Below are 20,737 nucleotides of genomic sequence, written 5' to 3'. Positions count from 1 at the left end.
CTTGACCGTTGGAAACCGCGGCATCACGCCTCGGATGCCAGGCGCGAAGTCGCTCCTGCGCGGCGCACGCTCAGGACCTCCAGCACGCTCACACCCAGGATGCCAATCAGGACCAGCAGGGCTCCGCACACGAACCACAGGTCCAACGCATCGTTGAGGACCACCACCCCCAGTGCCACGCCTGCAACCGGCGTCAACAGCTGCAGCACGGACAGGCGTGACGCAAGGTATTTGGTCAGCAGCCAATACCAGCCCAGGAAGGTCCCCAGGACCAGAACCAGGGTCTGGAAGGTCAGGTTCGCTACCACCGCACCGTCGATCTCAAAGGTGGAGTGGCCCATGAAAAAGGTCAGCGGAAAGATCAACAGCGTCGCGATACTCACCTGGTAAAACAGGGTTTTCTCCGGTCGCGCACTGGCGAGCGTCGACGTACGCACTGCAATGGTGGTGGCCCCCCAGGCGGCTCCGGACAGCAGCCCGAGCCCATCCCCCAGCAGCGTGTTGCCCTGGGCACCGTCGCCCCGCCCCATGAAGGTAATGACGATGCCAAGAAACGCCAGCACCACGAAACACCATTGGCTGCCACTGAGACGTTCCTCCTCGCGCAGGAAATGCAGGCCGAAACTCGCAAACAAGGGGCCGGTGTACAGAAACACGGTGATATGGCTGGCACTGCTGTAGCGCAAGCCTTCAGCGATGAAGATCGATTCCAGGGCTACCAGGATTCCGACCACGATACCCGCGCCGACGGTGTTATCGCTGAACAGCCCGGCACCCTGGCGATACCACAGGTACCCCCCCAGGATCAGCGCGGAAATGGCATATCGAATTGTCAATTGCATCAGCGGATCGAGCTGCGACGCGGCCAGTTTGATCAATACCTGCTGCCCCCCCCATAACAGGCACAGGACCATCATCGTGGACACGGAAAAGACATCGAGGGATTTGCGTGTGTCGAGCATCGTCATAGACCTTGAGCCGCGGCATTGAAAAACATAGGTTCAAGGCTATGCGCATCACCTCTGGCAAGTAATCGATTTTTTGCTAAGGTGCTTGCATGAAACTCAACCTGGAAAAACCTCACCGCCTCCCTTCCCTCAGCGCCTTGCGTGCGTTCGAAGCCGCCTCACGCTGCCGCACGCTCACCGAAGCCGCCCAGGAGTTGTGCGTGACCGTGGGCGCAGTGAGCCGGCAGATCCGACAATTGGAGGATGACCTGGGGCTGAGCCTCTTTCATCGCACCGCTAACGGCGTAACCCTCAATGAGTCGGGGCAGCGCCTGGCCCGTGACGTGTCCAAGGCCTTCTCGCTGCTGCTCAAGGCCACTCAGGATATGCGCCCGCAGACCGGTGCCAGCATCGTGTTGACTTGCACGGTATCCATCACCAGTCACTGGTTGAGCAAGCGGTTGCCGGCCATCACCGCGTATGCTGGCGGTAACCTTGCGTTGACGATCGACCCTAGTTCCGAAGTGCGCAACCTCGACCATGGCGATGCCGATCTGGCGATTCGCTACTGCCCGCGCGAACTTGTGTTGAGCCATTCGGCGTTGCTGCTGCAGGACCGCTACTTCCCCGTTTGCAGCCCTGCCTACCTGAACAGCCTTGGGCCTGTCGACGAACCGCTGGACCTGGTGGGTGCGCGGCTGGTCCAGTCACCCTGGTACCACGACGATCGCTTGGGCAATGCCACTTGGGACGACTGGTTCACGGCGATTGCCAAGTGCGATACGCAGACGACGGCAGCGCTTTCCTTCAGCGGTGTGGGCTATGCCATGCATGAAGTGGCGCAGAATGGCGGGGTAATGATCGGCAGTTCTGCGCTGCTGCAAGACGAATTGGCCGACGGGCGCCTGGTAGCCGTGTTCGGCGACCGCCATCAACTCACCTCCCCTTACGAATACAGGCTGGTCTGGACGCAATCGGCACACCAGTCGCATGATCAGCAGTACCTGATCAATGGCCTGCTGCGCGCCGCCGGACAACCTTCGGCCTTTGCGCCGGGTAGGGTCTACGCCCCGGGGTAGGCCCCACCGTCCATATTGATGACCGCCCCCGACAAATAGGATGCTCTTGGACTGGCCAGGAACAACGCCAGATCGGCCACTTCCCCCGCGCGGGCAAACCTGCCCATCGGGATCGATGCCTGCTGTCGCGCCAGGGTCTGCTCAAGGCTTTCGCCGCTGCGTTGAGCCATGCGTTCCAGGGTCGCCTGGGTACGGGGCGTCAGGGTAAACCCAGGGTTGATCACGTTGATACGGATGCCTTGGCAGCCATAAGCCTGCGCCAACCCCTGTGACGTGAGGATCAACGCTGCATTGGCTGCACCGCCGGCGACATGCTCGGGCATTGCCACCCGGCCACCGATGCCGACGATATTGACCACCGCCCGCAGCGACGGCTGCGCCTGGCCAAGAAAATGGGCAAGCACCGCATGCTGGGTGTTGATGTAGGGGCAGAACTTGGCGCTGAACGCCTCCAGGTAATGGGCCGGAGTAAGTTGACTCACCGGGTGTCTCGCAGCGGCACCCGCACTGTTGACCAGCACGTTGATGGCGCCATGGCGCGCGCTGATTGCGTCAATGACCGCTTGAGCCTGATCGGCGTCTGACAGGTCGCCGGCAAAAGGATGCACGTGCAGGCCCGCTTCCTCGCACACGCGTTGCGCCTGCTCAAGCCGCTGATGTGACCTCGAAACAATTGCCACCCGCGCGCCTTCGGCGGCGAAAGCCTGGGCGCAGGCCAGGCCAATGCCTGAGCTACCGCCCGCGACCACTACCAGGCGTTGTTGCAAAAACAGATCCATTCGGGCGGGGCCTCCTTCAGGCGTTTTTTCTCAGCTGGTCAAGATAACGCTCCACTTCCCCGGACAGCCAATGGGAGAATTCGCGCTGCTTGTCTTCCGAACTTTCCCTGGGTGGCCACACCAGCCAATACGGATAGGCATAGGGCGCACTCACATCGCACAACTGGACCAGCTCTCCGCGCTCGATAGCGTCATGCACCAGACTGCGCCGCTCCAGCGTGATGCCCTGCCCCAGGCGAACCGCCTCCAACACCAGATTGGAGTCGTTGCTGCACAACCCCTTGCGTTCGTTGCCCATTTCAACACCCGCGGCCTCGCACCAGGGCAACCATGATTCAGTGTTGTAGATGATCTCGCTGTCGATGACCTCTTGCGGTGTTTGCGGCAGGCGCCCGCTATTGAAGTGGGGGGCGGCGACGACGACGACTTCATCGTGGAACAACAGCTTCTGCTCGACCCCTTCCCAATCCCCCTTGCCCATACGAATACCGATATCCACCGATTCCTGATGCAAGTTGGAGATGGTCAAGCTGGCTTGCAGACGAATGCTGATATGAGGGTAAAGCTGCTGAAAACGTGGTAGGCGCGGTAACAGCCAGGACCGGCCAAACGATGGCAATACCGCCACCACCAACTCACCCATCTTGGGCTGTGCCTGGATCAATCGCGTGGCTTCGGCGATATCGCCCAAGGCTTTTCGGATCTGCAACGCGTACAGCCGCCCATCCTCGCTGACACGCAAGCCTCGCCCTTCACGCACGAACAGGGTCAAGCCGACAATCTCTTCCAGCACCTTGATCTGCTGGCTGATGGCTGAATGGGTAACGTGCAATTCCTTGGCTGCCAGGGTGACGCTCCCCAACCTGGAAGTGGCTTCAAAACTGCGCAGGCAGGTCAACGGAGGGAATGCACTCATGTAAGCTAAACTAACCTATTGTGGTAAAAATTATCGATACTTCGAGGGCTACACTCAGGATAAAGTAACCTCAAATTAACAATCCTGCCAGCTGCAGGCGTCTTTTCGTTCCACCGTCACCTCGCGAACCGCGGAGCGTCTTCGATGAAAACCACGATCATGGAACAGAGCGTCTCGACCGCCCGTATCACTCAGGCTCCGCAGGTATTGCTGGCGAAAATGGCGTTGGGCCGACATTCCCTGAAATGGCTAGTGACCAAGGATCAACTACTCTCTTTCTGGTTGGAACAGCAAGCCTATGTCGTCGCGCTGAAAGGGCGTCATTGGATGACGTCCCAAGGTACCGATGTCTGCCTGGAACCCGGGGATTTCACCTGTCTTGCGCCGGGCCTGATTCTGCTGGAGGGCGACGGGGAAATCGCGCTGTTCCTGGCCGCCGACGAGGCCAGTCCTCGCGTGCGCGGGTTGCTCCTGGATCTCTACAAATACCTCAAGCATCCCCACTGCACTTTGAAAATTACCCTGACGTAAATGGAGGCTTCATGAAACTGGTTGGCATGCTGGACTCGCCCTACGTGCGCCGCGTCGCAATCTCCCTGGACCTGTATGGCGTCGACTTTGAGCATCAGCCGCTCTCGGTATTCAGCACCTACGAGCAATTTGCCCAAATCAATCCGGTCGTCAAGGCGCCCTCCCTGGTGCTGGACGATTCAACCGTGTTGATGGACTCAAGCCTGATCCTCGAATACTTCGAAGCGCTGGCGCCGGCCAACAGGAAGCTTTTGCCCGATCGCGCCAGCGAGCGCGCCCAGGACCTGCAATTGATCGGGCTCGCACTGGCCGCCTGTGAAAAAACCGTACAGATTGTGTACGAGCATAATCTGCGCCCCGCCGAAAAGCTCCACGAGCCCTGGCTCGACCGGGTAACCGGCCAATTACTGGCAGCCTACTCGACCCTGGAAAAACGCCTAGCCCACGCGTCCGACGAAAAGCTGACTCAAGGCGCCATTACCGCTGCGGTGGCGTGGTCGTTCAGCCAGTTCACGGTCGCCTCAGTGGTCAAAGCCGAGTCCTTCCCGTACCTGCAGCGTCACGCCAAGCGCCTGGAGGAACTCCCGGCCTTCAAGCAATACCCCATCCAGTAAACTGGCTCAAACGCCACGCGAGCCGGTCCCCACCGGCTCCTCGCCCTGCGCCCACATAAAAGCCCCCTATGTACACAGTATTTTTTTCACCTACCGCCAACGGTTATAAAATCCTGCTGATGCTTGAGGCCCTGGCGGTCAATTACGACATCTGCCACATCAACCTCGCCCGCGATGAGCAGCACCTTCCCGCGTATCTGCAGCTGAACCCGCACGCGAAGATTCCGGTGCTGCTCGACCACGATACCCAGCAAGTGGTGGTGGAGTCGGCGGCGGTGCTGCTCTACCTGGCGGACAAGCACGCCCGTTTTCGCGGGACGTCGCCCGAGCAGCGCTGGCAGGTGGTGCAATGGCTGATCTGGCAAGTCAGCAGCCTGGGACCGATGGCCGGCCAGAATTATCACTTCCACCATCAGGCTTCCCAACCCGAGGCATACTCGGCCAACCGTTATCTGAACCAGACCCGCACGCTGTTCCAGGTATTCGAGCAAGCCATCGCCGGGCGCGCGTTTATCTGCGGCGAATTTTCCATCGCCGACATGGCGATTTATCCCTGGCTGCGACTGCACAAGGTGCTGCACATCAGCCTGGAGGCGCTACCTCACACCGTGCAGTACCTGCAGCACATGGCCCAACGGGACGATGTTCGACGCGCCTATGATGCAGGCGCGCCGTATCATGAGCGCACGCACGGCGACGTCGACAAGCTTATGGCCATTGCCGATCGCCGCGCGACGGGCTAGACCGCCGTGGCGTACTTGCCTGCATGAAAGATCAGCGGGTTGCCTTCATTGAGTGTGAAGCTGATGACTTCGCCGATGAAAATCCAATGATCACCACCGTCGAACTCATTGCGCTTGATGCATTCGAACTGAGCAATCGCGCCATCGATCAACGGCAGTTGGTTTTCGCTGATTGCGTAGGGCACCTGGCTGAACTTGTCAGCGGTCGGCGTGGCAAAACGGTCGCTCAGCAGTTGTTGCTCATGGGCCAGTACATTGATCGCGAAGCCATCCGCCGCCTGGAATGCACGAGCGGTGTAAGATTCCTTGCGCAGGCTCCACAAGACCAGGGCCGGCTCCAACGACACCGAATTGAAGCTGCTGACCGTCAGTCCGGCAGGCGCGCCTCGATCATCCAAGGTTGTGACAACGGTGACCCCCGTGGCGTACTTGCCGTAGGCGTTACGCAACGCGCGCGTGTCCATCTGTTTTTCAAGCGTCTGCATTTCCCTGTCCACCTTTTCAGAGTTGGCCAACCACGGTGTGGTTGTCGATTGTCGTCAAGCATGCCGCCAGTATCTCCAGACCTTCGAGCAACACGGGCCGGGGAATGGTCAGTGGCATGAGAAAACGGATGACATTGCCGTATTGCCCGCACGCCAGCAGGAGCAAGCCGCGCTCGCGCGCGCATTGGATCAGTTGCCGGGCCAGGCGCGCAGAAGGTACACGGTGGGCCGCATCGTCAAACAGCTCCAGGGCAACCATCGCCCCCAGGCCGCGGATACGGCAATGGATACCAAGGGCGCCGGTGATTTCCTTGAGGTTGTCGCGCAGATCTTCGCCCAGTTCGCGGGCGACGTTGAGCAACCCTTGCTCATCGAATACCCGCAGGACGGCCAATGCAGCCGAGCAGGCCAGCGGGTTCCCGGCGTAGGTGCCACCGAGGCCGCCCGGCAGGGGCGCATCCATGATTTCAGCCTTGCCGGTCACGCCGGATAACGGCAGCCCGCCGGCAATCGACTTGCCGAACACAATCAAGTCGGCATGGACGCCCATTTGCTCCATCGCGAAAAAACTGCCGGTACGCCCCGCGCCACACTGTATTTCATCCGCGACCAGCACAATGCCATGCTGGTCGCACAAGGCGCGTAGCGCCACCATGAACGCCACAGGGGCTGCGACAAATCCCCCTTCACCCTGAACCGGCTCAATAACGATGGCAGCGATATCTTCCGGTGCGGCGTCGCTGCTGAAGATCCGGTAAATGCTGTTCATCGCCTCGACCACCGAAACGCCGGCGTCCGCATCCGGGAACATCGCCCGATAGACACCACCGGGCATCAGTCCCATGCCTTGGGCATAGGGGTTGACCTTGGCGGTCATCGCCAGGGTCATCAGCGTTCGGCCGTGATAAGCGCCGGTGAACACAATCACACCCGTACGGCGTGTGTGTACGCGGGCGATTTTCAATGCACTTTCTACCGCCTCAGAGCCCGTGGTCAGCAGCAGCGTCTTCTTGGCAAAATCGCCCGGCACCCTCGCGTTGATCGCTTCACACACCGCGATATAGCTCTCATAGGGCACCGCCGCAAAACACGTATGGGAAAACTGCTGCAATTGCGCCTGCACCGCGTCAACCACCTGCGGGTGCAGGTGACCGGTATTGAGCGCTGCAATCCCGCCGCAGAAATCCACGTAGCGCCGCCCTTCGACATCCCATAGCAGCGCATTGTCCGCACGCTCCACGTACACGGCATGGGCCTGGTTGACGCCCCGGGCGACTGCCTGGGTGCGTCGCTGCGCCAATGCCTGGGTTGTATCTTGCATACCCTTACCCTCTCGTAGACGACAGTCAAAGCGGCTCCAGCCTTCACCGGAGCCGCATGCAGTGGGGGAACTCAGCGAACCCGATAGGCTTGCAGCGCTGCATCTGCCTCGGCAGCCAGCTGCAGGCGGTCGCCGTAACGGTAGCTGTCGAGGAAGTCGAACTTGACCGGTGCATTGCCGCGATCAAATCGTGCCTTGAGCCCGCCCGGTGCGTCATTGGCCCACTTGAGCAACGAATCGGCAAACTCCTGGCTCGCGCGGGAGATGAAGCGGTTGGAGAAGTCGGCGAAATCGATCGGCAAATGCTCGCGCTGCTCTTCGAACAAGCGCTGCAATACCTCGATGGTCTGCGCTTCGCTCTGCTGGCCGGCACGGTAGGCTTCCATTGCGGTGCAGGCGGCCTCAAACAGCGCTTCGTAATACGGGCTCTCGATCGACAGGTGCCCAGCATAGGTTGCCGTCTCGAACGCCTGTTCCAACGCCTCGTTATCGCCGGTCTTGAGGTAGTCGGAGAGAATCTTGCGAAACCGCAGCACGCCAATGTAACTGCCACTGATCCACACCCTGAACCACGCATTCCAGAGTGGGAAGCTGTCGAACGCGGTAAAGGAGTTGGCCACCAGGCGGTCGTTCACTTTCACCACTTCCAGGCTGTAATCCTGATATGAGAGAAAGTCCTCCTTGCGCCAGACGTCAGTCTGGACCGCCTTGAGGATCTTCGGTGCCACCCGCGCAATCGACTCGAAGGTATTGACCAGGCCACGAGAAAACAAGGGGTCGACAAAACCCACTGCATGCCCGAGCAAGCAGTAACGATCCCCCACGCTTTCGCGGCTGGTGTAGTTGAGTCGGGGGGCTACGGTCCATTCGCGCACCCTGGCCGCGCCCTCGAAATGCCGGGCAACGGAAGGGTGATCGTCAAGAAACTGCTTGAACTCCACCTCTGGATCACCAGCAGGACCATGCTCGTCGATATCCAACTGCAGCCCGATGCTGCATAGCGGGTTGGTGGAGTGAGGATGATTGTTGAACGGGATGATCCACAGCCATCCTCCCTTGAACATATGGTGCAACGTGCTTTGCGCCAGGGGTGTAGGCGAACCGGAAGCCTGGGTCGACGCGATGACCTCTTCGTAGAGCTTTACCCCAGTCATATGCGTGAAGATCGACCGGGTACGCGCCTGCATTTCCCGGGCGCCCTGGCGTAGCTGGTACTTGTCGGCGATGGGCGAACGGTAACCCGCCGCGTCCACCACGTAGCGTGCGCTGAGCTGTTCGCGGCCCAGGTTCAGGATCATGCCGTCGGCGGTTTCTTCAATATCCTGAATCCGCGCTTGTTGCTTGATGGTCGCGCCGAGCCTGGCGGCCAGGGCCAGGTAATAGGCGTCCACATCCTGCCGGAACAGATGGGCCTCGGGGGCGATAACCGGAGTGGACACCACATCCAGCGGGTTATGTTCTTGGTGTTTGCCGTTCCAGGCAAAACTGAACGCCAACTTGATCCCGGCCGATGAGGAACCCACATGCTTGATCAGCGAATTGAGTTCGCCGGGGTAGGCCAACTCCGGTATTGCATAACGGTTGGCCAGGATTTTCAACAGCACAGCGCTCTCGGGCACCATCGATTCGCCCACTGCAAAACGCGGATGGGTGCCGGCGTCGATGATGACCACGCTCACACCTTCCTTGGCCAGGATAGCGCCCAACATGGTTCCGGCAATGCCACTGCCAATGATGGCTACGTCGTAAGTGTTTTCCATGACAACCTCGATCGGTGGTTATTGATTCAGTGAAAGTGCGCACTTGCGCGCTGTAGGAGTTCGGTGCTGACCTGAAGCACCTCGACGCTGTCCGTCTGGGCCTCGACCAGAAACAGATAGTCGGCCTGGCCCGTGGCTAGCCAATAGTCGGCCAAGCCTCGGGCAATGGCTTGAACGTCACGTCCAGGCATGGTCAGGACCAGCGTCGGTCCCTGGAAGCCATAGCGTGTGCAACAGATGGAGGTCGCCGCTCCGGCATTGGCGTTGATAAAGTCCGAGGGCGAAACACGGTCCTTGCTGGCCAGGCCTTCGACGATCCTGTCGGTGGTGGTCTTGGGATAAGCGTTGCCGTAATAAATGAACCCCACCTGAGCACGCACCGGGTCGAGGCGTTCGCGGTATTTGAGGTACAACTCGCTGACGCTGGATAGCACGCTGTAGACCGACGGGTCAGCGCTTTTGAGGCCTTTGCGCAAGCCTTCATCAAGGTCGTTGTAAGTGAAGTTGCTGGCATGAGCACGATCCAGGATTTTCATGAGACCCTCCTTGAAGTGACTTAGCTGTAGCGTTGGAACACAAGGCTGGTATTGAACCCGCCAAAGCCGATGGTGAGGCTCAGGCCGATCTGCGCCTGTGCCTGCAATGCCGTGCCGACGGGCAAGCGGAAATCCAGGTTCGCGATTGGCGTCTCAAGCCCGTGGATGGGCGGCACGACTCCGGTCTGCAGGCTCTTGACCAAGGCAATCGCCTCCAACGCCCCCGTTGCGCCCAATGTGTGGCCAAAGGCGCCTTTCGTGGCAAAGACGATGGGCTGGTAGCCGCTGAAGTAATCGGCATAGGCTGCGCTTTCCACCCGGTCATTGGTCAGGGTTCCCGAGCCATGGGCATTGACCAGGCCGATCTGGTTACGGTGAATCCCCGCCTCCTCCAGAGACCGGTCCAAGGCCAGGCGAATACCCATGCCTTGCTCGTCCGGCGCAGTCAGCCCGGCGGCATCGTTGGCCGAGCCACAGCCCAGCAGATAGGCATAGGGCTTGCGCGCCTCCTGCCCTTGACGCTCCAGCACCAGGAACCCCGCGCCCTCCCCCAGCAGCGTGCCGTCGTGATGCTGGTCGAACGCCCGCAGTCGAGTCGCCGACATGGTGCCCAACGCGGTATGGGCCAGGCGTTTGGAGCGGCCGAGGATATCCGCACCGCCACAGACACAGGTGTCGGCCAACCCGGCTCGGATCAGGTAAGCCCCCAGCATCAGCGCATCCGAGCCCGACGAGCACGCAGTGGACAGCGCCAACGGCTGCAAACCGAGGCGCTGCGCGGTGGTCACTACCCATTCATGCAGCGGATCTTCATGAAACGCCAGGCTGTCCAGGCGATACCCAAGGCTGGTGCCGGCAATCAGAAACTGCCGGGGGTTTTGCCCGCTGACGGCCACTCGGGCATCGTCCAGTGCCGCCTTGACCGTGCGTTGCGCCAGATCCAGCAGCCGTGCCTTCGGCTCGGCGATGTCGCAGTCCGGCAGGAAACCTGCCAGCGTGTTCTTGAGCGGATATTCGACGGGCAGATCACGTATGCCTGTCTGACCTTCTACCAGCCGCTCCCATACGGTCTGCAATTGAGACCCTAACGCGGTGTTCCATCCGAGACCTGTCACTACAACCTTGTTCATAGTGCCTCCAGCAGAAAAATCGGGAGTCGCCTCAGCCGTAGACCCGTTGAAATTCGTCAACCGGCTTGTCGTGCACTGGCGAGGGATAGTAGTTATCAAGCAACTCGCCCGAGACCAGCTCGATGCGCCGGGCAAACGGCTCGCTTTGCAGCCAGCGGTCGCTGTGGATGAAGGTTTCGTCGATATCGGCGGCATTGAAGCCCGGCAACTGCGATGGTTCGACGATCTTGCGGCGCTTCTTGTCCAGTACCTGGGCATAGGCCGAGGTATCGAAGTAGCGGATACGGTTGTCCTGTATCAGCGCGTTGATGCAGTGCCAGCGCTGTGGCAGGTACAGATAGTTGACGAAGATGTTCCTCACCGCGTAGACCTTCTGGCCGAGCAACTGGCTGACGAGCACGCCCGCCACGTTGGCCATTTCCGAGCAGAAACACGGCAACCGCGGCCCCTCGTCGAGCATGGCGTTGAGGTAGTCCAGGGGGCTGATCGCGGGAATCACCACGTCCCGATAGTGCTCATAGCGCTGGATGCAGGCTTCCCACTGGCTCGGGTCGAACTTCAACTTGACCACATTGGGCGGGTAGGTCTCGAACTGGTCGGACTCCTGCAGCACATGACACATGTACCGGGGAATCAACGCCATGACATCCTCCAGTGAGGACAACGCGTAGCGATTGATCACTTCGCGGGCCGCAGCCGTAAGCTGTTCATTCATAGCAGTCACCTACTTGTAATTGACGATGGAGCCGGCGTCCTGAAAGACCAGGTCAATGCGGCCGGGGCGCTCGTAGCGCTTGAGCAGTTTCAATATGTGTTGCTTGAACGAAGGGCCGTCGCAGGACGGCACGATGGACTGATCGAGCGTCACTTCCAGCTCGAATCCCGCCAGCGCCTGATGTGTCGGCTTGACCAGCGTTCGGCAACTGATGACCCCTGGCAGCGTGCGGCAGATGTGCTTGATCGCCCCAAGGTTGACCTTCTCATCGTTGATCACCAGGAAGTCCGATTTACGCCCTTTGAAAAACAGATATCCCTGCGCGTCCTGGGTAAAAATATCGCCGGTGCGCAACCATGTCGTCCCGTCGATATCGACCAGAGGCGATTTCGCGCTGCGCCCGATTTTGCTGAGCAGCAACGTATTGGATGACACCAGCAACTCCCCTTGCCAAGGGCTCTCGGACAGCCAGTCGAGCCTCACTTGGGTGCCCGCCAACGGTAGCCCCACCGAGGCATACCGGGCAGGGTCGACGCGATGGGCGGCCAACGTCGACACGCGGGGCCCGGCTTCGGTGATGCCGTACGTCAGATACAGCTCCAATTGCGGGTTTGCTTGCAGGCAACGCTGCACCTGCTCCGCCGGTACGTGGTCGCCCCCCACGCTCAATACGCGCAACCCAGGCGGTAAGCCGGACGGTTCGCAGGCATTGATCTGACGCAACAGCACCGGTGTCAGCGAACTCACCGTGATGCGATGCGCGGCGATATCGCGGGTGTATTGCGGCAGTAAAAAGGGCGGACCGCTGATGACCAACTGGGCGTCCAGCGTCAGGGTCGCAATGGCTTGGGCCACCAGTGCCGTCGAGTAATACAACGGTAGATTGACCAGCACCCGATCCTCTTTACGCAGCCCGATGCTGTGGGCATGTCGCAGGCCATTGGCTTGCAACGATTCGAACCGGTGCACGCAACCGCTGCTGAACGACGCTGAAGTGCCTGATGTGGTGATGATGACCTCACCAGGTCGCGTCGACGGCATACGCGGCGCATCGAAAATCAGCACACTCCAGCGACCGATGAGTTCAGCCCGTGCGCCTGGCCCATGGGGAATACCATCAATGCGCAGACTCGACTTCACCAACGCCGCGGCCTGGAAATCCTCGATGATCTGCCCAAACCGCTCAGACGGGGTAGTCGGCGCAATCAACGCCGGTACCAGGCCGCTGTTGAGCACAGCGAAAAACATGTGCAGTACATCGATCGTGTTCGGCAAGGCGATGACCACGACGTGTCCGGGCTGCAGCGGACTGGTTTGCCAGAACCTCAGGTAGTCCGTGTAAGTGTCAGTCGCTGTGCAATGATCGCCTACGGATGAGGTGGCCGAAATATTCAACAGTTTATCGGCAGGAAAGAACTCCCTGCTTCGTTCGATTGACACAAGGCTATTCATTTCAATGAGCCTCAAGCTTGTTGACAATAAAGTCAGACAGTGTCTTGCAATTAAAGAAGTTATCGGGCCCGAACTCTTCTTCACTGATCTTAATCTTGAATTCTTCTTCACATTGAAAACGCAATTCGATAAAACCAATCGAGTCCACGCCCACTTCCGAGGAGAACCCCGCCTCCTCTTTTATGTGCGACTCCGGGATATCCAGGTCCAACTTTTCGGAAACAATTTTCTTCAGAATCGCGATAACTTCTTGCCGGGTATGTACGCTCATGGAAACCTCGCTTTTATCAAAGAAAACAACGGGTATTACAGGTCAGTGAGAACTTCGCGTTTGCAGCATTTCTTTCGAAAGAAATACATGGGGATCCGGGCGTAACAGACGCCGGACCAAGGGTGTCGTCGTTGCAGTAATAATCAGCGCCATGAACACCAGGATGGTGTAGGCATCGATCGAGATCAGTTTGAGTTCCAGGCCAATCGCCAGGATGATCAGCTCCATCAACCCACGGGTATTCATCAGGGCGCCGACAATGGCCGAATCGGTCCGTTGCAGACCGCTGACACGCGCCCCCAGATAGGCGCCACCGAACTTGCCAACAAACGCACACACCAGGAATACGCCGAGCCAGATCAGGTTTTCCTGACTGCCAAGGCTGGCGAACGAGGTTTTGATCCCGGCGTAGGCGAAAAATACCGGCAACAGGACAAAGTTCAGAAACCCTTCCACCTGGTTGCGCCAATAGTGAGTGAATTCAGGCACCTGCTTCATCATCAAGCCGGCGAGCAGCGCTCCGATTGCACAGTGCAGGCCCAACCAGTCAGTGACCCAGGCACACAGCAATACGTAGCTGATCACCATGGGCATGATCGCCGCGTGCTCGTCCCGCGCCTGGGCGCGGCGGATAAAGGGGATGACCAGGTAGCGTGTCAGGCCATAGAAACCGACGAATGCCACCAACAGTTGCGCAGCGAAATAGCGAGCATCGAGGGGATTGCCATCCACTCGGGAGCAAAACACTATCGCGCCCAATATCACCCAGCCCACTACGTCGGTGATCACAGCCGCACGCAACGTGACGTGGGCCACCAGCGTTTCCTGCAAGGCGAGGCTCTGGACGATCCGCGTCATGACCGGCACCGCAGACACTGCTAACGCAACACCGCAGAACCAGGCGAACCCCCATTTCGAATAGGTCGGCGCCAAGTGTTCATGGGCAACCAGCGCCACGCCTACGCCCAAGGCAAAGGGCAAAACCAGCCCGAGCAGGGCAATCGCCAAGGCGGCGAAACGCCCCTGTGCCGATGCTTCGGGGTGTCGTTGATTGATGTGCACACCGACTTGGAACATCAGGAAGATCAGCCCCAGGTCGGCAACATGCGCCAACCACCCGATGTGCTGGGTTTCAAACAGGCCCACGGACTGACCAAGGGATGATTCCAGGCGCCCGAACACCGTTGGCCCGAGCACGATACCCGCGGTTATCTCGCCCACGACGCGACATTGTCCAAGGCGCTCAGCCAGCCAACCAAATAGGTGACAAGCAAGTAATATAACGGCCAGTTGTATGAAAAACATAGTGAAGTACCCATGCAGTACAACGATTGAAAGAGCCACACAAGACGCCGAACTTCAGGCATGCCTTCGGCATCCAGGCACGGTTTAAACCCACCCGCCACACAGTCATTGGCAGTCCAGCAGTCCATCCATCTATAAAACTTAGCGATGCGTGCGCAGTTTACTTATCAACACTATCGGCAATCGAAAGTTCGACAACTGCGCGGGCGCCAGGCGAACGCATCAAGTAGTTGGCAGCGCCGCCCGTCAACGCAAGTAAAAGACTCGTCCAACAAATACCGGCCCAGCCGAAATAAGCATGAATGACCGGCGCAGCTATCGACCCTATGGCGCCGCAGCCATAATAAAAAAACATATAAAGTGCAAACAGGCTATTGCGCTGGAGCGGATCTATTTTCAGCACGGTCGTTTGATTGGCGACTTGGGCGCTGAAGCAACCCAAGTCAAACAGCACCACTCCCGCGACAATCGCGAGCAGAGAATAGGGAAACACCAGCAACACAAGCACGCCCAGTCCGGTCATGCCGAAGCCGGCGCCAATCACCTGTCGGCTTCCCCACCTGTCTGCCCATTTTCCGGCCGGCCGAGCCATCAACAATCCTGCCAGCCCGGCCAGGCCGAGCATGCCTGCCTGTGAAGGGCTCAACGACATAGGTGCGCTGCTGACGTGGAGCATCAATGCGACCCACAACAAGCTGAAAATCAAAAACCAACAGCCTCCCAATAACGTAGCCCAGCGTAATGCCCCGTGGCGCATGAACAGAGGCGCAAGACCGAGGAGCAATTGCCGATAACTGGCACTGCGCCGGGTTTCGATATAGGGCAACACCGCTCGACTGGCCAAGGCCAGCAGCAGCATCAGCAGCCCCACCACCACGAGCATCCCACGCCAGCCAAATTGATCAGCCAGAACACCGCCCATGAACCGCGCCAGCAGAATACCGGCGGCGATACCGGCACCCACCAGCCCGACCGTGCTGCCCTTCGGGTCAATCTGAAAGCCTAGGGCGTTGAGCTGCACCGCATTGGTGGCCATGGCGCCAATCACGGCACCGAGGCCGATCATGTACAACAGGTGCGTGCCGCAAGCCGCCAGCAACAATGCCAAGCCCAACACCAGAAATTGAAGGCTGACCACGCTGCGCTTGTTCCGCGAATCGCCTAGGGGCACCAGCAGCATGATCCCCAGCATGTATCCAACCTGGGTACTGCCGGCGATCAAGCCGGTGGCCGACACGGGGATGTTCAACGAGACCGCGATGGCCGGCAGCACAGGCTGCAATACGTAATTGTTGGCGATGGACAGCCCTGCGGCGACAGCCACAAACCCCGTGACGAATCGCGTGTCTGATAGGCTCATATCAACGCTCTCCGTCAACGATTCCGTTGGGCAACCACTTCAATGCCCACCAGCATTTGCGGCTCGGCGAAAGGCAGCACATGCAACAGCGTGAACGCCGGCCGGATATCACGAAAGAAGGCGCCATGGACCTCGGCCGCCTGCCGCCACTCCGTCAATTGCGTCAGGTACATGCGGCTTTGCACCACGTCTGTGAGGGCGAAACCGGCGTCCTGCAGGATGCGGCTGATCTTTTCCAGGATGACGCGAGTCTGCTCGGCGACATTGGACGCGACGATGATTCCGTCGGGCCCGAGTGCGCCCGTCTTGGAGATGTATAGGGTGTCATCCACTTGAACCGCCCGGGAAAACCCGAACACTTCCTCCCAGCTGGAGCCCGATGAATACCTTTCGCGCATAGTTCATCTCCTTATGAAACGGGGCCTGATGCGGCTTAGGTATGGAGCAGTGATCTTTCGGATCCAATGATCAAAACCATACGCCCGACGCCTCGGAGATGTCTAGGTTCAAGAACGCATATAGTTAACCTAAACTACCAATAAGAACGAAATAGACCGCTTAAAACCCGCCTTCATTTAAGAAAAACTACACTATCAATTAACATCCACTACCAGATCGAAACGCCTTCATCGGCAAAATTGTCTTGATTTCAAGCTGTTGGCCGACAGCTCGACTGACCGGTCCGAAGGGCACCCGAATGCTCACTGGCGCGCCTGACCATTCGTCGGCTAACGCATATTGGCGGGAGGGGGAGGAGTATATGCACAAGCGAGTTGACAGACTGCTCCTGCGCAAGAGCAGTCCATTGAAGTCGACATTCGGATGGAGGGTGCGACGCGGTTAAACCCAACCGCCATCCACAATAAAGTTCTGCGCCGAACACATCGCCGAGGCATCGGAGGCGAGAAACAACGCCATGTTGGCGATGTGTTCCGGCAAAACGCTCCCCGGCAAACACTGACTGCGGCTGATCAGTTCCTTGGCGGCATCGTCGACCCACATCGCCAATTGTTTTTCCGTCATCACCCAACCCGGCACCAGCGTATTCACGCGGATGCGGCTCGGCCCCAGTTCCCGGGCCAGGGCGCGGGTCATGCCGTGGGCGGCGGCCTTGCTGGCGGCGTACACCGGGTAGCCGGCGGAAGCCATCATCCAGCCGACGGAGCCGAGGTTGATGATCGCCCCGCCGCCCGCGTTTTTCATCATCGGCACCACGGCCTTGGCGGCGAAGAAGGCGTGCTTGAGGTTGACGGAGATGAGCCGGTCGAACATTTCCGAGTCGACTTCTTCCAAGCTGTGGCGTACGTCATTAGCGGCATTGTTCACCAGCACGGTGATCGGCCCCAGCGAGTGTTCGAAACGAGTGATGGCGGCTTTATAGGCTATCTCGTCGGTGATGTCGCAATTGACGAATTCCACCGTGTGCCCTCGCGAACTCAGCAAAGCCGCCAGGCGTTCGCCCTGGCTTTGCGCGCGGTCGACAAAGCCGACCTTGGCGCCTTGGGCCGCGAAGGCGCGCACCATGAATTCGCCAATGCCTGAGGCGCCTCCAGAGATCAGGACAGTCTTGCCTTCAAGGTCGGGATAAACGGGGTGATGAGTGGTCATAAAAGGTTGCCTCGCTTAATTAGTCTTATTTTATTTTGCAAAAATGCGGTTTAAGGCTATAAATTCGCTGTCATATCGACAAAATATCGCACATTAGTAGAACTATTCCACTCAAAACAACAAAAGGAAGTTCGACCATGAAGCACCCTCGTTACCTGCTTTCGGGCCTCGCCCTGTCCATGCTGGTCGCCAGCGGCGGCGCCCAGGCGGCGGGCCTTACCAGCGAACACAAACCGTTCGGTAAAACCAATGACGGCACCGCCGTCGAGCAGTACATCCTGCGTAACAGCCATGGCATGCAAGCCACGGTGATCACCTACGGCGGCGTGTTGCAGTCGCTGAAAGTACCGGACAAACATGGCAAGCTCGACGACGTGGTGCTGGGCTTTGACGACGTGCAAGGCTATCAGAGCGGTACGGCGTTCTTCGGCGCGACCATCGGCCGTTTCGGCAACCGTCTGGCCGGCGGCGCCTTCGAACTCGACGGCAAGCGCTACCAGGTGCCACTCAACGACGGCCCCAACTCGCTGCATGGCGGCGCCCAGGGCTTCGACAAGCGGGTGTGGAAAGCCACGCCGGTCAAGGCCAAGGACTCGGTCGGCGTGACCCTCACCTACCTGTCCAAGGACGGCGAGATGGGCTTCCCCGGCAACCTGAAGACCGAAGTCACCTACCGCCTCAACGACAACAACGAACTGCACATAGACTACAGCGCCACCACCGACAAACCGACGGTGCTCAACCTCACCAACCACAGCTACTTCAACCTGGCCGGCGCGGGCAATGGCGACATCCTCAAGCAGGTCGCCACCTTGCATGCCAGCCATTACACGCCGGTGAATGCGACGCTGATTCCCACCGGCGAACTGGCGCCGGTCAAGGGCACACCGATGGACTTCCTCACGCCGACGCCGATCGGCCAGCACATCAAGGACGATCACCCACAGCTCAAATTTGCCGAGCCGAAACAGGGTGGGTTCGACTTCAACTGGGCGCTGGATACCCAGGGTGACGTGAAGCAGTTGGCGGCCGAGGTGCATGATCCTGCGTCCGGGCGGCGCTTGCAGCTGTTTACCACCGAGCCTGGGGTGCAGTTCTATACCAGCAACTTCCTCGATGGGTCGGTGAAGGGCAAGGCAGGCAAGACCTATCAGCACTGGAGTGGGTTTACGTTGGAGACCCAGCATTTTCCGGATGCGCCTAATCAGCCTGAGTTTGCGTCGACCCGCCTGAACCCAGGGCAGACCTACACCCAGAACACTGTCTTCAAATTCTCCGCGGACTAAACTTGTGTGAGGGGCTTGCCCCGATAGCAGAGTGTCAAAGACAGCGATGCACACTGACACACCGCTATCGGGGGCAAGCCCCCTCCCGCATTTGGAACTACATTTGGCTTGGGATCAGCGTTGTTTCATGCGGTCGATGACCACCGCCAGCAGCAGGATCGAGCCGCGGATCACGTACTGGTAGAAGGTGTCGATGTTCTTCAGGTTCATCGCATTCTCGATGATCGCCAAAATCAACACGCCGGCAATCACATGACGGATCATCCCCACCCCGCCGCTCAGCGACACCCCGCCCAGCACACAGGCCGAGATCACCGTCAGCTCGAAGCCCTGGCCGATCATCGGCTGGCCGGAGGTCATGCGCGAGGCGAGGATCACCCCGGCCAACGCGCCGATCAGGCCGTGCACGGCAAAGATCAGGATCTTGGTGCGGTCCACATTGACGCCCGCCAGCAACGCCGCTTCCGGGTTGCCGCCGATGGCCATGGTGTTGCGCCCATAGGTGGTGTAGTTGAGCAGCCAGCCGAAGAACAGGAAGCACAGGATCGTGATCAGGATCGGCACCGGCACCCCCAGCAACTGGCCGTTGCCGAAAATGAAGAACTGCTCCTGGGACACCCCCACCGCCTTGCCGTTGGCGAAGATGTACGCCAGGCCGCGCACGATCTGCATGGTCGCCAGGGTGGTGATCAGCGCGTTGACCCGCAGCTTGGCGATCACGATGCCGTTGATCAGCCCCACCATCAGGCCCATCAGCAAGGCGGCGCCAATGCCCAACAGGACGCTGTCGGTGTCGCGCATCACAATCGCCGCCACCACCCCGGCGCAGGCGATCACCGAGCCCACTGACAGGTCGAAATGCCCCGACGCCAGGCAGAACAGCATGGTGCAGGCGGCGATGCCCACGGTGGAAATCGCCAGGCCCAGGCCACGCATGTTCAGCGGTGACAGGAAGTTGTCGATGAGCAAGGCGCACAGCAGGAAAATGCTCACCGCCGCCAGCAGCATCGCCCAGTTGTCCAGCAGTGCACGCAGGTCCAGAGGCTTGCGCGCCGTGGGCAGCACGTTGTGTTGAGTAGTCATAGTCGTCTCTCAGTTCGCCACGCTGCGCGGCAGGGCCAATTGCAGCAGGTTGGATTCGGTAGCGTCTTCGCGGGTTTGTTCGCCGCGCATCGCACCTTCGCACAGCACCAGGATGCGGTCGGAGATGCCCATCACTTCCATCAGGTCGCTGGACACCACAATCACCGCAATGCCCTGGGCCGCCAGGTTATGGATGATCTGGTAGATCTCGGCCTTGGCGCCGATATCGATGCCACGGGTCGGTTCGTCCAGCAGCAGCACCTTCATCGGCATCGACAGCCAGCGACCGAGAATGGCCTTCTGCTGGTTGCCGCCGGACAGGTACATGATCTTCTGCGCGGCGTTCGGCGTCTTGACCTTCATGGCCTGGATCTGCTGGTCGGCGTTGCCCTTTTCCCAGCCCTCGCGCAGCAGCCAGCCGAACGTGGAGTGGGCACCGCGTGCGCTGATATTGATGTTCTCGGCGACGCTGGACAGCGGGATGATGCCTTCCTTCTTGCGGTCCTCCGGGCACAGCAGCACGCCGGCGGCGATGGCATCCCTGGGCGAGCGCAGTTGCAGCGCCTGCCCGCACAAATGCAGGCTGCCGGCACTGGCGCGCTCCAGGCCGCTGAGCAGCCGGAACAGCTCGGTGCGCCCAGCCCCGACCAGCCCGAACAGGCCAAGGATCTCGCCCTTGCGCACACCGAAACTTATCGGCTCACGCAGGCCGGGACCGAGCAGGCCATCGACCTTGAGCGCGACTTCGCCGTGCTCACGCGGGCGGTAGTCGTAAATGTCCTGGATATCGCGACCCACCATGCACGTCACCAGTTG

General features: G+C 59.6%; 22 protein-coding genes. 5 read left to right on the top strand and 17 right to left on the bottom strand.

Annotated features, from left to right (window positions below):
* Positions 1 to 23: 23 nt before the first annotated feature.
* Complete coding sequence (locus tag BFN10_RS07360; RefSeq protein ID WP_071489136.1) at positions 24 to 962, bottom strand: DMT family transporter; 939 nt, start codon at positions 960 to 962, stop codon at positions 24 to 26.
* A gap of 95 nt (positions 963 to 1,057) precedes the next feature.
* On the opposite strand from BFN10_RS07360, the gene BFN10_RS07355 reads away from it, so the two are divergent.
* Positions 1,058 to 2,026: a LysR family transcriptional regulator gene (locus tag BFN10_RS07355; RefSeq protein ID WP_028619727.1), complete on the top strand. Its 969-nt coding sequence runs from the start codon at positions 1,058 to 1,060 to the stop codon at positions 2,024 to 2,026.
* On the opposite strand, the gene BFN10_RS07350 is transcribed toward BFN10_RS07355, so the two are convergent.
* Complete coding sequence (locus BFN10_RS07350; RefSeq protein WP_071489123.1) at positions 2,011 to 2,805, bottom strand: SDR family oxidoreductase; 795 nt, start codon at positions 2,803 to 2,805, stop codon at positions 2,011 to 2,013. The genes BFN10_RS07355 and BFN10_RS07350 overlap by 16 nt on opposite strands.
* 16 nt (positions 2,806 to 2,821) lie before the next feature.
* On the bottom strand, positions 2,822 to 3,721 hold the full coding sequence (locus tag BFN10_RS07345; RefSeq protein WP_028619725.1) for a LysR substrate-binding domain-containing protein: 900 nt from the start codon (positions 3,719 to 3,721) through the stop codon (positions 2,822 to 2,824).
* Positions 3,722 to 3,865: 144 nt separating this feature from the next.
* Between BFN10_RS07345 and BFN10_RS07340 the strand changes: the two genes are divergently transcribed.
* The 3 genes from BFN10_RS07340 to BFN10_RS07330 all read left to right on the top strand — a co-directional run bounded on the left by BFN10_RS07340 (position 3,866) and on the right by BFN10_RS07330 (position 5,609).
* Positions 3,866 to 4,252, top strand: coding sequence for a hypothetical protein (locus BFN10_RS07340; RefSeq protein ID WP_028619724.1), 387 nt, complete (start codon positions 3,866 to 3,868; stop codon positions 4,250 to 4,252).
* Between the two features lie 11 nt (positions 4,253 to 4,263).
* Positions 4,264 to 4,866 (top strand): glutathione S-transferase, encoded by a 603-nt coding sequence (locus BFN10_RS07335; RefSeq protein ID WP_071489122.1) that lies wholly within the window; start codon positions 4,264 to 4,266, stop codon positions 4,864 to 4,866.
* A 68-nt stretch (positions 4,867 to 4,934) separates the two neighbouring features.
* Positions 4,935 to 5,609, top strand: coding sequence for a glutathione S-transferase family protein (locus tag BFN10_RS07330; RefSeq protein WP_071489121.1), 675 nt, complete (start codon positions 4,935 to 4,937; stop codon positions 5,607 to 5,609).
* On the opposite strand, the gene BFN10_RS07325 is transcribed toward BFN10_RS07330, so the two are convergent.
* The 12 genes from BFN10_RS07325 to BFN10_RS07270 all read right to left on the bottom strand — a co-directional run bounded on the left by BFN10_RS07325 (position 5,606) and on the right by BFN10_RS07270 (position 17,552).
* A complete protein-coding gene (locus BFN10_RS07325; protein ID WP_028619721.1) occupies positions 5,606 to 6,094 on the bottom strand; it encodes a flavin reductase family protein in 489 nt (162 codons plus the stop codon). The two genes, BFN10_RS07330 and BFN10_RS07325, sit on opposite strands and share 4 nt — an antisense overlap.
* Positions 6,095 to 6,110: 16 nt before the next feature.
* The gene (gene gabT / locus BFN10_RS07320; protein WP_068933922.1) at positions 6,111 to 7,415 is read right to left on the bottom strand and encodes a 4-aminobutyrate--2-oxoglutarate transaminase; all 1,305 of its coding nucleotides are present in this window, start codon (positions 7,413 to 7,415) and stop codon (positions 6,111 to 6,113) included.
* Positions 7,416 to 7,486: 71 nt separating this feature from the next.
* Positions 7,487 to 9,175, bottom strand: a complete 1,689-nt coding sequence (locus tag BFN10_RS07315; protein ID WP_071489120.1) for an NAD(P)/FAD-dependent oxidoreductase — start codon at positions 9,173 to 9,175, stop codon at positions 7,487 to 7,489.
* A 26-nt stretch (positions 9,176 to 9,201) separates the two neighbouring features.
* The gene (locus tag BFN10_RS07310; protein ID WP_071489119.1) at positions 9,202 to 9,711 is read right to left on the bottom strand and encodes a hypothetical protein; all 510 of its coding nucleotides are present in this window, start codon (positions 9,709 to 9,711) and stop codon (positions 9,202 to 9,204) included.
* A 20-nt stretch (positions 9,712 to 9,731) separates the two neighbouring features.
* Complete coding sequence (locus BFN10_RS07305; RefSeq protein ID WP_071489118.1) at positions 9,732 to 10,841, bottom strand: beta-ketoacyl-[acyl-carrier-protein] synthase family protein; 1,110 nt, start codon at positions 10,839 to 10,841, stop codon at positions 9,732 to 9,734.
* 31 nt (positions 10,842 to 10,872) lie between these two features.
* Entirely contained in the window at positions 10,873 to 11,556 is a 684-nt protein-coding gene (locus BFN10_RS07300; protein WP_071489117.1) for a hypothetical protein, read from the bottom strand.
* A 9-nt stretch (positions 11,557 to 11,565) separates the two neighbouring features.
* Complete coding sequence (locus BFN10_RS07295) at positions 11,566 to 13,008, bottom strand: class I adenylate-forming enzyme family protein (protein WP_071489116.1); 1,443 nt, start codon at positions 13,006 to 13,008, stop codon at positions 11,566 to 11,568.
* Between the two features lies 1 nt (position 13,009).
* Positions 13,010 to 13,279 (bottom strand): acyl carrier protein, encoded by a 270-nt coding sequence (locus BFN10_RS07290; RefSeq protein ID WP_032864610.1) that lies wholly within the window; start codon positions 13,277 to 13,279, stop codon positions 13,010 to 13,012.
* Between the two features lie 42 nt (positions 13,280 to 13,321).
* Entirely contained in the window at positions 13,322 to 14,584 is a 1,263-nt protein-coding gene (locus tag BFN10_RS07285; protein WP_071489115.1) for a cation:proton antiporter, read from the bottom strand.
* Between the two features lie 160 nt (positions 14,585 to 14,744).
* Positions 14,745 to 15,944: an MFS transporter gene (locus BFN10_RS07280; RefSeq protein ID WP_071489114.1), complete on the bottom strand. Its 1,200-nt coding sequence runs from the start codon at positions 15,942 to 15,944 to the stop codon at positions 14,745 to 14,747.
* Between the two features lie 14 nt (positions 15,945 to 15,958).
* Positions 15,959 to 16,342, bottom strand: a complete 384-nt coding sequence (locus BFN10_RS07275; protein WP_028619715.1) for a RidA family protein — start codon at positions 16,340 to 16,342, stop codon at positions 15,959 to 15,961.
* A gap of 442 nt (positions 16,343 to 16,784) precedes the next feature.
* Positions 16,785 to 17,552, bottom strand: a complete 768-nt coding sequence (locus BFN10_RS07270; RefSeq protein ID WP_071489113.1) for an SDR family NAD(P)-dependent oxidoreductase — start codon at positions 17,550 to 17,552, stop codon at positions 16,785 to 16,787.
* A gap of 137 nt (positions 17,553 to 17,689) precedes the next feature.
* Here BFN10_RS07270 and BFN10_RS07265 point away from each other — a divergent pair, with 137 nt between their 5' ends.
* Entirely contained in the window at positions 17,690 to 18,838 is a 1,149-nt protein-coding gene (locus BFN10_RS07265) for an aldose epimerase family protein (protein WP_071489112.1), read from the top strand.
* A 114-nt stretch (positions 18,839 to 18,952) separates the two neighbouring features.
* Here the strand turns inward: BFN10_RS07265 and araH are convergent, their stop codons facing one another.
* Both araH and BFN10_RS07255 read right to left on the bottom strand, forming a co-directional pair.
* Complete coding sequence (gene araH / locus BFN10_RS07260) at positions 18,953 to 19,921, bottom strand: L-arabinose ABC transporter permease AraH (protein WP_071489111.1); 969 nt, start codon at positions 19,919 to 19,921, stop codon at positions 18,953 to 18,955.
* Between the two features lie 9 nt (positions 19,922 to 19,930).
* Positions 19,931 to 20,737 (bottom strand): ATP-binding cassette domain-containing protein (locus BFN10_RS07255; RefSeq protein WP_139221101.1); only part of this gene is annotated, 807 nt, incomplete at its 5' end.

Origin of the sequence: Pseudomonas extremorientalis, from assembly GCF_001870465.1 — a bacterium.
GTDB classification, from domain to species: Bacteria; Pseudomonadota; Gammaproteobacteria; order Pseudomonadales; family Pseudomonadaceae; genus Aquipseudomonas; species Aquipseudomonas extremorientalis.
This window is presented reverse-complemented; position numbering and strand designations above follow the sequence as displayed.

Bases quoted from the DNA above. Each gene is read 5' to 3' on its own strand.
- BFN10_RS07300 (WP_071489117.1), bottom strand. From the start codon at position 11,556: ATGAATGAACAGCTTACGGCTGCGGCCCGCGAAGTGATCAATCGCTAC.
- BFN10_RS07285 (WP_071489115.1), bottom strand. From the start codon at position 14,584: ATGTTTTTCATACAACTGGCCGTTATATTACTTGCTTGTCACCTATTT.
- BFN10_RS07340 (WP_028619724.1), top strand. From the start codon at position 3,866: ATGAAAACCACGATCATGGAACAGAGCGTCTCGACCGCCCGTATCACT.
- BFN10_RS07315 (WP_071489120.1), bottom strand. From the start codon at position 9,175: ATGGAAAACACTTACGACGTAGCCATCATTGGCAGTGGCATTGCCGGA.
- BFN10_RS07360 (WP_071489136.1), bottom strand. From the start codon at position 962: ATGCTCGACACACGCAAATCCCTCGATGTCTTTTCCGTGTCCACGATG.
- BFN10_RS07270 (WP_071489113.1), bottom strand. From the start codon at position 17,552: ATGACCACTCATCACCCCGTTTATCCCGACCTTGAAGGCAAGACTGTC.
- BFN10_RS07265 (WP_071489112.1), top strand. From the start codon at position 17,690: ATGAAGCACCCTCGTTACCTGCTTTCGGGCCTCGCCCTGTCCATGCTG.
- BFN10_RS07355 (WP_028619727.1), top strand. From the start codon at position 1,058: ATGAAACTCAACCTGGAAAAACCTCACCGCCTCCCTTCCCTCAGCGCC.
- BFN10_RS07290 (WP_032864610.1), bottom strand. From the start codon at position 13,279: ATGAGCGTACATACCCGGCAAGAAGTTATCGCGATTCTGAAGAAAATT.
- BFN10_RS07310 (WP_071489119.1), bottom strand. From the start codon at position 9,711: ATGAAAATCCTGGATCGTGCTCATGCCAGCAACTTCACTTACAACGAC.
- araH (WP_071489111.1), bottom strand. From the start codon at position 19,921: ATGACTACTCAACACAACGTGCTGCCCACGGCGCGCAAGCCTCTGGAC.
- BFN10_RS07330 (WP_071489121.1), top strand. From the start codon at position 4,935: ATGTACACAGTATTTTTTTCACCTACCGCCAACGGTTATAAAATCCTG.
- BFN10_RS07335 (WP_071489122.1), top strand. From the start codon at position 4,264: ATGAAACTGGTTGGCATGCTGGACTCGCCCTACGTGCGCCGCGTCGCA.
- BFN10_RS07275 (WP_028619715.1), bottom strand. From the start codon at position 16,342: ATGCGCGAAAGGTATTCATCGGGCTCCAGCTGGGAGGAAGTGTTCGGG.
- BFN10_RS07305 (WP_071489118.1), bottom strand. From the start codon at position 10,841: ATGAACAAGGTTGTAGTGACAGGTCTCGGATGGAACACCGCGTTAGGG.
- BFN10_RS07280 (WP_071489114.1), bottom strand. From the start codon at position 15,944: ATGAGCCTATCAGACACGCGATTCGTCACGGGGTTTGTGGCTGTCGCC.
- BFN10_RS07345 (WP_028619725.1), bottom strand. From the start codon at position 3,721: ATGAGTGCATTCCCTCCGTTGACCTGCCTGCGCAGTTTTGAAGCCACT.
- BFN10_RS07295 (WP_071489116.1), bottom strand. From the start codon at position 13,008: ATGAATAGCCTTGTGTCAATCGAACGAAGCAGGGAGTTCTTTCCTGCC.
- BFN10_RS07350 (WP_071489123.1), bottom strand. From the start codon at position 2,805: ATGGATCTGTTTTTGCAACAACGCCTGGTAGTGGTCGCGGGCGGTAGC.
- BFN10_RS07325 (WP_028619721.1), bottom strand. From the start codon at position 6,094: ATGCAGACGCTTGAAAAACAGATGGACACGCGCGCGTTGCGTAACGCC.
- gabT (WP_068933922.1), bottom strand. From the start codon at position 7,415: ATGCAAGATACAACCCAGGCATTGGCGCAGCGACGCACCCAGGCAGTC.